We start from the raw sequence: 12,540 nt of genomic DNA, 5'->3' as shown, positions 1-12,540 counted from the left end.
GGATGTGTATAAGGGACAGGTCCCGCCGCGAGCTGGCAGGGGGCAGGGGCAGGGGGTCCTTTCTCAGTCCTGACCGGCGGCGCGGGCCAGTAGCGGCCGCATGCGGTGGTCGACCAGCCGGCGCAGCGCCAGCGCGGTGTCGGTGCGCTGGACCCCGGGGATGGACAGCACCCGCTCGGTGATCCGCCACAGGTCGTCGGCGTCGACCGCGACCACCCGCACCAGCAGGTCGGCCACGCCCGACAGCGCCGTCACCTCGAGCACCTCGGGGATGTCCGCGAGCGCCTCGCCGACGTCGGCCAGGCTGCGCTGCACGACCTGCACGGTGACGTAGGCACCCAGCCGGTAGCCCAGCGCCTCCGGGCGGACCCGGTGCTCGAAGGGCGCCAGCGCCCCGCTGGACTCCAGCCGGGCCAGCCGCGCCTGCACGGTGTTGCGCGCCAGGCCGAGCCGCTGCGACAGCGCCATGACCGTCGCCCGCGGGTCCTCGCCCAGGGCCTGCAGCAGGCGGGCGTCGGTGGCGTCGAGAGCCGGCACGTCGCTCAGTCTGACAGGCGCGGCGGCCCTCCGACGGGTCATCGTGCGCAGTCCGGCACCGGGATCTTGCGCAGATCGGTGCCGCGGGTGTCTCGTCAGGGGCGCCCGGGCCGTGCCACGATGTCTGTAAGTGGCGCCACACCCGGGTGCCACGAGGCGTCCACACCGCCCGCCTGACCGGCGACCCCGGCAGCGGCGGACGACGGCGAGGAGGAGCACATGAGCGTGTCCAGTGCCACCGAGGTGGTCGACCCGGTACCGGGCGCGGGGGCGCCGCACCTGCCCCGGCAACCCGACCTGATCCAGCTGCTGACCCCCGAGGGGCAGCGGGTCGAGCACCCGGAGTACGCGATCGACCTCGACGACCAGCAGCTGCGCGACCTCTACCGCGACCTGGTCCTGGTCCGCCGGTGGGACGCCGAGGCCACCGCCCTGCAGCGCCAGGGCGAGCTGGGCATCTGGGCCTCGCTGCTGGGCCAGGAGGCCGCCCAGGTCGGCGCCGGCCGCGCCCTCGAGCCGGGGGACCACGCCTTCCCGACCTACCGCGAGCACGGCGTGGCCTGGACCCGCGGGGTCGACCCGCTGCACGTCATGAGCCTGTTCCGCGGCGTCGACAACGGCGGCTGGGACCCGGTCGCCACCGGTTTCAACCTCTACACCGTCGTCATCGGCGCCCAGACACTGCACGCCACCGGCTACGCCATGGGGCTGCAGCGCGACAGCGCCGAGACCGCCGTGCTGGCCTTCCTCGGCGACGGCGCGACCAGCCAGGGCGAGGTCAACGAGGCGATGATCTGGGCGGCCAGCTTCTCCGCGCCGGTCGTCTTCTTCTGCCAGAACAACCAGTACGCGATCAGCGTCCCGCTGGAGCGCCAGTCGCGGGTGCCGCTCTACCAGCGCGCCGCGGGCTTCGGCTTCCCCGGCGTCCGGGTCGACGGCAACGACGTCCTCGCCGTCCTGGCGGTGACGCGGGCGGCGCTGGCCGCCGCCCGGGAGGGCCAGGGCCCGACGTTCGTCGAGGCGTTCACCTACCGGATGGGCGCGCACACCACCTCCGACGACCCCACCCGCTACCGGCTCGCCAGCGAGCTGGAGGAGTGGAAGCTGCGCGACCCGATCGCCCGGGTCAAGGCGTACCTGTCCCGCAGCGGCTCCGCCGACCAGGACTTCTTCGACGCCGTCGAGGCCGAGGCCGACGAGCTCGCGGCACGGATCCGCCGCGGCACGACCGAGATGCCCGACCCGCCGGGGACGGCGATGTTCGACCAGGTCTACGCCGAGCAGACGGCGCACCTGGCGGCGCAGCAGGCGGAGTTCGAGGCGTACCAGGCGTCGTTCGAGGGAGGGCACCGGTGACCGAGACGCTCACCATCGGCAAGGCGCTCAACCTCGGCCTGCGCAAGGCCATGGAGGACGACGCCAAGGTCGTGCTCATGGGCGAGGACATCGGCCGGCTCGGCGGGGTCTTCCGGATCACCGACGGCCTGCAGAAGGACTTCGGCGAGGACCGCGTCGTCGACACCCCGCTGGCCGAGGCCGGCATCCTCGGCACCGCCGTCGGCCTGGCCATGCGCGGCTACCGGCCGGTCTGCGAGATCCAGTTCGACGGGTTCGTCTTCCCGGCCTACAACCAGATCGTCACCCAGGTGGCCAAGATCCACGCCCGCTCGCGCGGGAAGCTGACCATGCCGGTCGTCATCCGGATCCCGTTCGGCGGCGGCATCGGCGCGGTCGAGCACCACAGCGAGAGCCCCGAGGCCTACTTCGCGCACACGCCCGGGCTCAAGGTGGTCGCGGTCAGCAACCCGGTCGACGCCTACTGGGGCATCCAGCAGGCGATCGCCCACCCCGACCCGATCGTCTTCCTCGAGCCCAAGCGGCGGTACTGGGACAAGGCCGAGGTGGACACCGCCGCCACGCCCGACCCGCTGTTCGCCTCCCGCGTCGTCCGCGGCGGGGACGACGTCACCGTGCTGGCCTACGGCCCGATGGTGAAGACGGCGCTGCAGGCGGCCGAGGCGGCCGCGGAGGAGGGGCGCTCGGTGGAGGTCGTCGACCTGCGCACCCTCTCCCCGCTGGACCTCGACCCGGTGGTGGAGTCGGTGCGGCGCACCGGGCGCTGCGTCGTCGTCCACGAGGCGCCGGTGACCCTCGGGCTCGGCGCGGAGATCGCCGCGCGGATCACCGAGGCCTGCTTCCACTCCCTGGAGGCGCCGGTGCTGCGGGTGGGCGGTTACGACACGCCCTACCCGCCGTCGAAGCTCGAGGAGGAGTACCTCCCCGACCTCGACCGGGTGCTCGACGCCGTCGACCGCGCGATGGGGTTCTGAGGATGGGGACGCTCAAGCAGTTCAAGCTCCCCGACGTCGGCGAGGGGCTGACCGAGGGGGAGATCCTGCAGTGGCTGGTCGCCGTGGGCGACACCGTCACGGTCAACCAGCCGCTGTGCGAGGTGGAGACGGCGAAGGCCGCCGTCGAGCTGCCCTCGCCGTTCGCGGGCACGGTCACCGCGTTGCTGCACGAGGCCGGGGCCACCGTGGACGTCGGGACGCCGATCATCACCATCGACGTCGGCGGGGAGGCCCCTGACGGGGACGCGGCCGAGCCTGCTGCGGGGCTCATCGGCGGCGCCGCGCCCGGCGGGCGGACGGCGGTGCTCGTCGGCTACGGGCCGCGGACGACGGAGGCCCGCCGCCGCCCGCGCCGCGCGGTCGGGACTGCGGCCGCCGCGACACCCGGGGCCGACCACTCCCCGGCGGCCGATGTCCCCCAGCGCCCGCCGCTGCTGGCCACCGCGCCGGACATGACCACCAAGCCGGTGCGGCACGGCGGTCTGGAGGTGGGCCGCCAGGCCGAGGCGCACGCGGCGTCGGTCGACGCGGCGCCGTCGCGCGCGGCCGAGCAGGGGCGGCGCCGGCCCCGGCCGCTGGCCAAGCCGCCGGTGCGCAAGCTGGCCAAGGACCTCGGCGTCGACCTCACCGAGCTGACCGGCAGCGGCGCCGGCGGGGTGATCACCCGCGCCGACGTCGAGGCGGCCGCGGCCGGCCCGGCCCGGGTCGCCGCGACGGCGTCCGTGACGGAACTCCGCCCGACTCCCGCGACGACGGCGGGGGAGCAGCGGATCCCGGTCAAGGGGGTCCGCAAGCACACCGCGGCGGCGATGGTGGCCAGCGCCTTCACCGCCCCGCACGTCACGGAGTTCCTCACCGTCGACGTGACCCGGATGGTGAAGCTGCGGTCGCGGATCGCCGCGCGCCCGGAGTTCGCCGACGTCAAGGTCAGTCCGCTGCTGTTCGTGGCGAAGGCGCTGCTGCTGGCCGCCGCGAAGCACCCGATGGTCAACAGCTCCTGGGACGAGGCGGCGCAGGAGATCGTCGTCCACGGGCAGGTCAACCTCGGCATCGCCGCGGCCACGCCCCGCGGGCTCGTCGTCCCGAACGTCAAGGATGCCGGGCGGCTGTCGCTGGCCGAGCTGGCCGGCGCGCTCGCGCAGCTGACCGAGACCGCCCGGGCCGGCCGCACCGCGCCGGAGGACATGACCGGGGGGACGATCACCATCACCAACGTCGGCGTCTTCGGCGTCGACACGGGGACGCCGATCCTCAACCCCGGTGAGTCGGCGATCCTGGCCTTCGGTGCCATCCGCGAGATGCCGTGGGTGCACAAGGGGAAGGTCAGGCCGCGGCAGGTCACCCAGCTGGCGCTGTCGTTCGACCACCGGATCATCGACGGGGAGCTGGGCAGCCGGTTCCTCGCCGACGTCGGCGCGCTGCTCTCGGACCCGGGGACGGCGCTGGCGTTCTGACCTCGCCGACGGTCATGGCGCCGTGACCACCGCTCCGGTCAGGATGTGGTCGCGACGCCGTGATCGTCGCGAGGGGAGCGTGGACGTGACCGACCTCGACCGGCTGCTGGAGTTCGCGGCCCGATCCCGGCTGGCCGAGGGCGGCTTCGGCTACCTGGGGGACGACGGGCGGGTGCGCCCCGAGCGCGGCCAGGAGACCTGGATCGTCGCCCGCATGACGCACGTCTTCGGCCTCGCCCGGCTGACCGGCCGCAGCGGGTGGGACGAACTGGTCCGGCACGGGGTCGAGGCCCTGACCGCCGGGCCGCTGCACGACGGAGCCCGTGGCGGCTGGTACGCCTCGACGGCCGACGACACCAAGGCCGCGTACGTGCACGCCTTCGTCGTCCTGGCCGGGGCCACGGCGACCACCGCGGGCGCGCCCGGCGGCCGGTTGCTGCTCGACGAGGCGCTCGACGTCTGGCAGAACCGGTTCTGGGACGACGCCGAGGGCCTGGCGGTCGAGGAGTGGGACGCCGGCTGGTCGCGGCTGTCGGACTACCGCGGCGTCAACGCGAACATGCACGGCGTCGAGGCCACCCTCGCCGCCGCCGACGCCCTCGGGGACGACGACCCGAGGACCGAGCAGCTGCGCCGGCAGGCGTTGCGCACCACCGAGCGCGTGGTGCACGGCTGGGCCCGGGAGGGGGACTGGCGGCTGCCCGAGCACTTCACCGCGGAGTGGCAGCCGCTGCCGGACTACAACCGCGCCGAGCCCGCGCACCCGTTCCGCCCGTACGGCGTCACGGTCGGGCACCAGTTCGAGTGGGCCCGGCTCGCGCTGCACCTGCGCGCCGCCCTGGACCGGGATCGCCTCTCCCGCGCGGAAGACGATGCCGGCTGGCTGCTCGAGGACGCCACGCGGCTCTTCGCCGCGGCCGCCTCCCGCGGCTGGGCCGCCGACGGGCACGACGGCTTCCCGTACACGCTGGACTGGGACGACCGGCCGGTGGTGGCGCAGCGCATGCACTGGGTGCTGTGCGAGGCGGTGGCCGCGGCGCGGACGCTGGCCGCCGTCACCGGTGACGCCTCCTACCGGCGGCTGGCCGTGCGCTGGTGGGCGCACGGCGAGGCACGCTTCGCCGACCCGGCGACCGGCAGCTGGCACCACGAGCTGACGCCGGAGGGCGCGGTCGCGTCGGGCACCTGGGACGGCCAGCCCGACGCCTACCACCTGGCGCAGGCTCTCCTGCTGGACGGCCGTCCGGTCCGGGGGAGCGTGGCGGCCGCGCTGCGGTGACCCAGGCAACGGAGGTGTCCTGCGCGGAGGGACGGGTAGAGCGACTACACAACCCGATCACGAGCAGAGGAGGCCAACCGTGGCCAGCGTGCAGGAAGCCATCGACGTCGACGTCCCCATCCGGGTCGCCTACGACCAGTGGACGCAGTTCGAGAGCTTTCCGAAGTTCATGGGCGGGGTCGAGCGGATCATGCAGCTCGACGACACCCACACCCACTGGGTGACCAACATCGACGGCGTCAAGCGGGAGTTCGACGCCGAGATCACCGAGCAGCACCCCGAGGAGCGGGTGGCCTGGACCAGCACCAGCGGCGACGCCAAGCACGCCGGGGTGGTCACCTTCCACCGCCTCGACGACAACAAGACCCGCGTGATGATCCAGATCGACTGGGAGCCGCAGGGCATCGTGGAGAAGGCCGGCGCGGCGCTGGGCTTCGACGACCGGCAGGTCAAGGCCGACGCCAAGCGGTTCAAGGAGTTCATCGAGAGCCGCGGCACCGAGACCGGCGCCTGGCGGGGTGACGTCTCCCGGCCCGACCAGGCCTGACGCCGGCCGTCCAGGCCGGACCGCAGACCCAGGACAGCGCCCGCCCCCTTGTGCAGGGGACGGGCGCCGTCGTCTGTGGAGGCCCCGCTGCCGGGAGGAGGACTGCCTCCTCGGCCCCGTCCCGGCCACCGCCGGCCACCCTCCAGGGGCCCGCGCCGAGCTTGCGAGGCGTGGGGGGAGGGGTGGTCCTCTTACTCGGCGTCGAGGTCCTGGGCGACCAGGCCCACGATCTTGTCGAGGACGGCGGGGTCGTCGCTGCTCACGACGACCTCCGCCCCCTGCTTCGCGCCGAGCGTCATGATCATGAGCGGCGAGCCGGCGTCCACCGGGTTGCCCCCGGGCGTGGCCAGCGTGACCGGGATGCCGGCCTTGCCGACGGCCTCGGCGATGAGGGCCGCCGGCCGGGCGTGCAGCCCGACCCGGGAGCCGACGGTGACGGTCTGACTGGGCATGGGGGTTCTCCCTCGCTTCGGGAACGGGCGGTGGCCTACAGCCTGCTGGTTCAGGCCCGAGCCGGCTGGGTGACCGGGGTGGCGTTGTGGGCGTGGGCCATGTCGACGGCGTCCTCCGGGACGGCCTCGGCCTTCGGGCGGCCGATGCTCTTCGCGATCGTGACCGCGAGGGCGCCGACCACCGTGCCGATCACGATCGCCAGCAGGAACATCGCGACACCGTTGATCGCGAAGAGCACGAACAGACCGCCGTGCGGCGCCCTCAGCTCGACGCCCGAGGCCGCGACGATCGCCCCTGTGGTCGCCCCGCCGAGCATCATCGAGGGGATGACCCGCAGCGGGTCGGCCGCGGCGAACGGGATCGCGCCCTCGGAGATGAAGGACGCTCCCAGCAGCCAGGCCGCCTTGCCGTTGTCCCGCTCGGCCGGGGTGTAGAGCTTCGGCCGGATCGCCGTGCTCAGCGCCATCGCCAGCGGGGGCACCATGCCGGCGGCCATGACCGTGGCCATGATGACCAGCGGGGCGCCGGCGCCGGCGGCCAGCCCGGTGGTGGCGAAGACGTAGGCCGCCTTGTTGACCGGGCCGCCGAGGTCGAAGCACATCATCAGGCCGAGGATGATCCCGAGCAGGATGGCCGAGGTACCGGACAGGCCGTTGAGGAAGTTCCCCAGGCCGGTGAGCGCGGCGGCCAGCGGGCGGCCGAGGACGACGACCATCAGGCCGCTGGAGATCAGCGTGGCCAGCAGCGGGATGATCACGACCGGCTGCAGACCGCGGACACCGGCCGGCAGCTTCCAGCGGCTGATCCACAGCGCGGCGAACCCGGCGATGATGCCGCCGATCAGACCGCCGAGGAAGCCGGCGCCCACGGTGACGGACACCGCGCCGACGACGAAGCCGGGAACGATGCCGGGGCGGTCCGCGATGGCGTACGCGATGTAGCCGGCCAGCGCCGGGACGAGGAAGCCGAAGGCCGCGCCACCGAGGACGAAGAACAGCGCACCCAGGTAGCCGAGCACGCCGTCGCGGAGGCCCTCGACGGGCTCGGCGAGCACCGGCAGGTCGAAGAACGTGTTGTTCAACGCCCAGGTGGTGCCGTAGTTGGCCCCGGCCTCGGAGGTCGGGTCGGCGAGCGCGATCCCGAAGCCGGCGAACAGGAAGCCTAGGGCGATGAGCAGACCACCCGCGGCGACGAACGGGATCATGTAGCTGACGCCGGTGAGCAGCCAGCGGCGGATCTCGGTGCCGACGCCCGGCCGGCCGCCCGTGGCGGCGGCGGGCTCGGCGGCACCGCCGGCGCCACCGGGCACCCGGCGGGCGTTCGGGTCGTCGGCGGCGGCCAGCGCCTCGCGGACCATGACGTCGGGCTCGTTGATCGCACGCTTGGTGCCGGACTGCACGAGCGGCTTGCCGGCGAACCGGTCCCGGTCCCGGACGCCCACGTCGACGGCGAAGATGACCGCGTCCGCGGCGCGGATCACGGCCGGGTCGAGCGGGGTGGAGCCCGACGAGCCCTGCGTCTCGACGTGCACGTCGACCCCGGCGGCGCGGCCGGCCTCGGTGAGCTTGTCGGCGGCCATGTAGGTGTGCGCGATGCCGGTCGGGCAGGCGCTGACCACGACCAGGCTGCGGCGGGCTCCGGAGCCGGTATCCGCGGCCGGCGCGGCCGCGGCGGCGCTCGTGGCGCCGGAGGCGGCAGCCGGGGCCGGCTCGGGGGAGACGACCTCCTGGACCAGCCGGACGACCTCGTCGGCGGAGCCGGCCGCGCGCAGCGAGGCCACGAACTCCGGCCGCACCAGGGCCCGGGCCAGGGCGGTCAGCAGCGTGAGGTGGTCGGCGTCGCCGTGCGCCGGCGCGGCGATGAGGAAGACCAGGTCGGCCGGGCCGTCGGGGGCGCCGAAGTCGACCTTCGGGGTCAGCCGGGCGAAGGCCAGGGAGCCCTCGGTGACCGCGGCCGAGCGGCAGTGCGGGATGGCGATGCCGCCGGGCAGGCCGGTGGCCGCCTGCGCCTCGCGGGCGAGGGCGTCATCGGCGAGCGCGTCGGCACCCGTGGCCCGCCCGGCGCCGGCGACGAGACCGGCGAGACGGCGCACCACCGTGCTCTTGTCGGAACCCAGGTCGGCGTCGAGCGCCACCAGGTCTGGGGTGATCAGGTCGGGCATGGCCCATCTCTCCAGGGTCAGCGGACGTCGCGGCCGGCGGCCGGGACGGTGGTGCGCGGTGCGGTGGTGCTGGGCAGGCCCTCGGTCCGGACGGTGGTGACCTCGACGTCGAGGGCGGCGACCTGCTCGGGCGTGGGGACGGCGGAACCGGGCAGGGAGGCGCTGGCCGCGCCGTACGCGACCGCGCTGCGCAGCCGCTCGGCCGGCCCGGCGCCGGCCAGGTCGGCCAGCACGTGGCCGGCCAGGCTGCAGTCACCGGCGCCGACGGTGCTGCGGACGGCGATCCGCGGCGGGGTGGCCGACCAGACGCCCTCGGCGCAGGACAGCAGCGCGCCGTCGGCACCGAGGGTCAGCAGCACCTCGCCCACGCCCCGCGCGTGCAGCGTGTCGACGGCGGCCAGCGCGGTGGCGCGGTTGGCGGTGAGGTGCGCCTCGGGGACGCCGGAGAGCTGGGCGAGCTCCTCGGAGTTGGGCTTGAGCAGGTCCGGTGCGGCGTCCGGGCCGGCGGCCAGCAGGGCCAGCAGCGGCGCCTCGGAGGTGTCGACGGCGATCCTCGCGCCGGTGTCGCGCAGCGAGCGGACCAGGTGGGCGTACCAGTCCAGCGGCGTGCCGGGCGGCAGCGAGCCGGAGAGCACCACCCAGCGGGCGCCCTCGGCGTGCTGGTGCAGCGCGATCGTCAGCGCACCCCGGGCCTCGTCGTCCAGCGGGGCGCCGGGCTCGTTGAGCTTGGTGGTGGTGCCGTCGGGCTCGGCCAGCGTGTAGTTGGTGCGCACCGGCGTGGCGATGGGGACCGTGGCCATCGGCAGGTCCAGCCCACGCAGCGCGCGCACGATCGGGTCGTCGTCGGCTGCGGGCAGCACCGTGACGACGTCCCCGCCGGCAGCGGCGATCGCGCGGGCGACGTTCACGCCCTTGCCGCCGGGCTCGGTGGAGCTCGGCGCCAGGCGGGCCACGCCGCCGCGCACCAGCGGGCCGGGCAGCGAGAGCGTCCGGTCCAGGCTGGGGTTGGCGGTGAGGGTGACGATGCGCCCACTCATGCGACCACGACCTCGATCCCGGCGTCCTCGAGACGGGCGAGGTCGGCCGGCGCGGCCTCGGCGTCGGTGACCAGGACGTCGACGTCGGCCGACGTCGCGAAGCGCACGAGGTGCTCGCGGCCGAGCTTGCTGCTGTCGGCCAGGACGACGACCTTCTGCCCGGCGCGGATCATGGCCCGCTTCACCGCGGCCTCCGCCTCGTCGGGGGTGGTGAAGCCGTGGTCGGGGGTGATGCCGTTGGCGCCGAGGAAGGCGACGTCCACCCGCAGGTCGGCGAGGGTGGCGACGGTCCGGTCGCCGACGGCGCACTGGGTGATCCCGCGGACCCGCCCGCCCAGGACGTGCAGGTCGACGCCGGGGGCGGCGGCCAGCCGGGCGGCGACCGGCACCGAGTGGGTGGCGACCAGCAGCCGGCGGTCGCCGGGGAGGACGTCGGCCAGGGCGGCCGTGGAGCTGCCGCCGTCGAGCAGCAGGCTGCCGTCGGCGTCGGGCAGCAGGTCCAGCGCGGCGGTGGCGATCTTGCGCTTCTGCTCGCTGCGGGTGCCGTGCCGCTCGCCGAGCGCGGTCTCCACGTAGGTGAGCGCGCCGGCCGGGACGGCGCCGCCGTGCACGCGGCGCAGCATCCCGGATCGCTCGAGCACGGCGAGGTCGCGGCGCACGGTCTCGGTGGTGACGCCGAACTCCTCGGCGAGCGCGGTGACCGAGACCCGGCCGCGGTCGGCGACCAGCGCGGCGATCGTCTGCTGACGCTCCTCGGCGTACACGTTCCACCTCCCTGGCCCAGTAGCACACATCGGTTGCCCGTTTGTGTTGCCTTGGTGTTGTGTTGGCGTTGTTCTACGTCCGATCCGTTGACAAGTCAACACCTCTTCGTGACTCTGGTCATAGCCGGACCACAGAGTTCTCCCGGCCCGTGCTCCGGACCCCGACCCCCGTGCGAGGCAGCCATGACCACCCACGCTCCTGGAACCGTCACCCCGTCGACCGGCGGCCCGGTGGTGCTGCCCGGCACGCCGGTCGTCCCGGGGGTGGCCTGGGGCCCCGTCGTCCGCCCGTCGGGTGCGGTCGTGCTGCCGGGCGACGACGGCGCCGTGGTCGCCGAGGAGGAGCGGGCGGGGGAGAAGGAGCGCTTCGCGGCGGCCGCCGGCGTGGTGGCCGACCGGCTGACCGAGCGCGCCGGCGCGGCGACCGGGGTGAGCGCGGAGGTGCTGGCCACCACCGCCGGCCTGGCCCGCGACCGCGGCCTGCTCTCGGCGGTCGAGCAGCGGATCGACGCCGGCACGCCCGCCGCCGTCGCCACCGTGCAGGCCGCCCAGCAGTTCGTCGACCTGTTCGCCGGCCTGGGCGGGCTCATGGCCGAGCGGGTGACCGACGTCCGCGACGTCCGGGACCGGATCGTCGCCCAGCTCACCGGGCAGGGGGAGCCCGGCGTCCCCAGCCCGGAGCAGCCGTCGGTGCTGCTGGCCGAGGACCTCGCGCCGGCCGACACCGCCGGGCTGGACCCGACCCGCATCACCGGCCTGGCCACCCGGCTGGGCGGCACGACCAGCCACACCGCGATCATCGCCCGCCAGCTGGGGCTGCCATGCGTGGTCGCCGTCGGCGGCCTGGACGACGTCCCGGAGGGCGCCACCGTGCTGCTCGACGGCGAGCGCGGCACGGTGACCGTCGACCCGGACCCCGAGGAGGCGCGCGCCCGGGTGGCGGCCGCGGAGGCCGCCGCGGCGGCGCTGGCCGGCTACCGCGGCCCGGGCCGCACCCGGGACGGGCTCGAGGTCAGGGTGCTGGCCAACGTGCAGGACGGCGCCGGGGCGCGGACCGCCGCGGCCAGGCACGCCGAGGGCGTCGGGCTGCTGCGCACCGAACTGGCCTTCCTCAGCCGGGCCGAGGAGCCCTCGGTGGAGGAGCAGGCGGCGGGCTACGCCGAGGTGTTCGAGGCCTTCCATGGCCGGCGGGTCGTCGTCCGCACGCTGGACGCCGGGTCGGACAAGCCGCTGGCCTTCGCCACGATGCCCGACGAGGAGAACCCGGCCCTCGGCGTCCGCGGGCTGCGCGTCGCCCGCCGCGACCCCGGCCTGTTGGAGCGGCAGCTGGACGCAATCGCCGAGGGGGCCCGCCGGGCCGGCGCCGCACCGTGGGTGATGGCGCCGATGGTGGCCACCGTCGCCGAGGCCGCGGACTTCGCCGCGCGGGTGCGCGCCCGCGGGCTCACCCCCGGCGTGATGATCGAGGTGCCGTCGGCGGCGCTGATAGCCGAGCGACTGCTGCAGCACGTCGACTTCCTGTCGATCGGCACCAACGACCTCTCGCAGTACACGCTGGCCGCTGACCGGCTCTCCGCCGACCTCGCCGACCTCACCGACCCGTGGCAGCCGGCGCTGCTCGCGCTGGTGCAGCTCACCGCCGAGGCCGGCCGCCGCACCGGGAAGCCGGTCGGCGTCTGCGGGGAGGCCGCCGCCGACCCGCTGCTGGCCTGCGTCCTCGTCGGCCTCGGCGTCACTTCGCTGTCGTGCGCGGCCTCGTCGATCGCCGGGGTGGGCGCCCGGCTGGCCGTCGTCGACAGCGACGCCTGCCGGCGGGCGGCGGAGGCGGCCCTGCTGACCGACGACCCGTACGCCGCCCGCGCGGCCGCGCGCCGGGAGCTGGGCGTCGCCTGACGGCCTGGGGAGCATCGCAGCGAGCTCTGCGGGCGAGGAGCGGACTCGGGCGCGGAAGGCGACC

The 12,540-nt window shown here is 75.1% G+C and carries 11 protein-coding genes; 6 read left to right on the top strand and 5 right to left on the bottom strand.

The window, feature by feature from the left end; genetic code table 11:
• Positions 1-63: 63 nt before the first annotated feature.
• Positions 64-537 (bottom strand): Lrp/AsnC family transcriptional regulator, encoded by a 474-nt coding sequence (locus tag CNO22_RS11400; protein WP_198588260.1) that lies wholly within the window; start codon positions 535-537, stop codon positions 64-66.
• Between the two features lie 219 nt (positions 538-756).
• Here CNO22_RS11400 and pdhA point away from each other — a divergent pair, with 219 nt between their 5' ends.
• The 5 genes from pdhA to CNO22_RS11375 all read left to right on the top strand — a co-directional run bounded on the left by pdhA (position 757) and on the right by CNO22_RS11375 (position 6,168).
• A complete protein-coding gene (gene pdhA / locus CNO22_RS11395) occupies positions 757-1,893 on the top strand; it encodes a pyruvate dehydrogenase (acetyl-transferring) E1 component subunit alpha (protein WP_100499481.1) in 1,137 nt (378 codons plus the stop codon).
• A complete protein-coding gene (locus CNO22_RS11390) occupies positions 1,890-2,867 on the top strand; it encodes an alpha-ketoacid dehydrogenase subunit beta (protein ID WP_100499480.1) in 978 nt (325 codons plus the stop codon). Before pdhA ends, CNO22_RS11390 begins: the two co-directional genes overlap by 4 nt.
• A gap of 2 nt (positions 2,868-2,869) precedes the next feature.
• Positions 2,870-4,342 (top strand): dihydrolipoamide acetyltransferase family protein, encoded by a 1,473-nt coding sequence (locus CNO22_RS11385; RefSeq protein ID WP_100499479.1) that lies wholly within the window; start codon positions 2,870-2,872, stop codon positions 4,340-4,342.
• 85 nt (positions 4,343-4,427) lie between these two features.
• The gene (locus CNO22_RS11380) at positions 4,428-5,621 is read left to right on the top strand and encodes an AGE family epimerase/isomerase (RefSeq protein WP_232806964.1); all 1,194 of its coding nucleotides are present in this window, start codon (positions 4,428-4,430) and stop codon (positions 5,619-5,621) included.
• 79 nt (positions 5,622-5,700) lie between these two features.
• Positions 5,701-6,168, top strand: a complete 468-nt coding sequence (locus CNO22_RS11375; RefSeq protein ID WP_100499478.1) for an SRPBCC family protein — start codon at positions 5,701-5,703, stop codon at positions 6,166-6,168.
• A 191-nt stretch (positions 6,169-6,359) separates the two neighbouring features.
• Here CNO22_RS11375 and CNO22_RS11370 read toward each other — a convergent pair whose 3' ends face one another.
• The 4 genes from CNO22_RS11370 to CNO22_RS11355 are packed head-to-tail and all read right to left on the bottom strand — an operon-like array spanning position 6,360 to position 10,583.
• Complete coding sequence (locus tag CNO22_RS11370) at positions 6,360-6,620, bottom strand: HPr family phosphocarrier protein (protein WP_100499477.1); 261 nt, start codon at positions 6,618-6,620, stop codon at positions 6,360-6,362.
• 50 nt (positions 6,621-6,670) lie between these two features.
• Positions 6,671-8,782: a PTS fructose transporter subunit IIABC gene (locus CNO22_RS11365; protein ID WP_100499476.1), complete on the bottom strand. Its 2,112-nt coding sequence runs from the start codon at positions 8,780-8,782 to the stop codon at positions 6,671-6,673.
• A 17-nt stretch (positions 8,783-8,799) separates the two neighbouring features.
• Positions 8,800-9,819, bottom strand: coding sequence for a 1-phosphofructokinase family hexose kinase (locus CNO22_RS11360; protein WP_100499475.1), 1,020 nt, complete (start codon positions 9,817-9,819; stop codon positions 8,800-8,802).
• Positions 9,816-10,583, bottom strand: coding sequence for a DeoR/GlpR family DNA-binding transcription regulator (locus CNO22_RS11355; RefSeq protein WP_100499474.1), 768 nt, complete (start codon positions 10,581-10,583; stop codon positions 9,816-9,818). The genes CNO22_RS11360 and CNO22_RS11355 overlap by 4 nt, the downstream gene beginning before the upstream one ends.
• A gap of 183 nt (positions 10,584-10,766) precedes the next feature.
• Here CNO22_RS11355 and CNO22_RS11350 point away from each other — a divergent pair, with 183 nt between their 5' ends.
• Positions 10,767-12,476, top strand: coding sequence for a phosphoenolpyruvate--protein phosphotransferase (locus tag CNO22_RS11350; protein ID WP_100499473.1), 1,710 nt, complete (start codon positions 10,767-10,769; stop codon positions 12,474-12,476).
• Positions 12,477-12,540 lie beyond the last annotated feature (64 nt).

The organism is Geodermatophilus chilensis, assembly GCF_002802985.1.
Lineage (GTDB): Bacteria > Actinomycetota > Actinomycetes > Mycobacteriales > Geodermatophilaceae > Geodermatophilus > Geodermatophilus chilensis.
Note: the sequence above shows the minus strand (reverse complement) of the source record. Positions and strands in the feature narration are given on the sequence as shown.

Excerpts from the sequence above, each read along its gene's own strand:
- pdhA (WP_100499481.1), top strand. The coding sequence starts at position 757 with ATGAGCGTGTCCAGTGCCACCGAGGTGGTCGACCCGGTACCGGGCGCG.
- CNO22_RS11385 (WP_100499479.1), top strand. The coding sequence starts at position 2,870 with ATGGGGACGCTCAAGCAGTTCAAGCTCCCCGACGTCGGCGAGGGGCTG.
- CNO22_RS11370 (WP_100499477.1), bottom strand. The coding sequence starts at position 6,620 with ATGCCCAGTCAGACCGTCACCGTCGGCTCCCGGGTCGGGCTGCACGCC.
- CNO22_RS11365 (WP_100499476.1), bottom strand. The coding sequence starts at position 8,782 with ATGCCCGACCTGATCACCCCAGACCTGGTGGCGCTCGACGCCGACCTG.
- CNO22_RS11360 (WP_100499475.1), bottom strand. The coding sequence starts at position 9,819 with ATGAGTGGGCGCATCGTCACCCTCACCGCCAACCCCAGCCTGGACCGG.
- CNO22_RS11350 (WP_100499473.1), top strand. The coding sequence starts at position 10,767 with ATGACCACCCACGCTCCTGGAACCGTCACCCCGTCGACCGGCGGCCCG.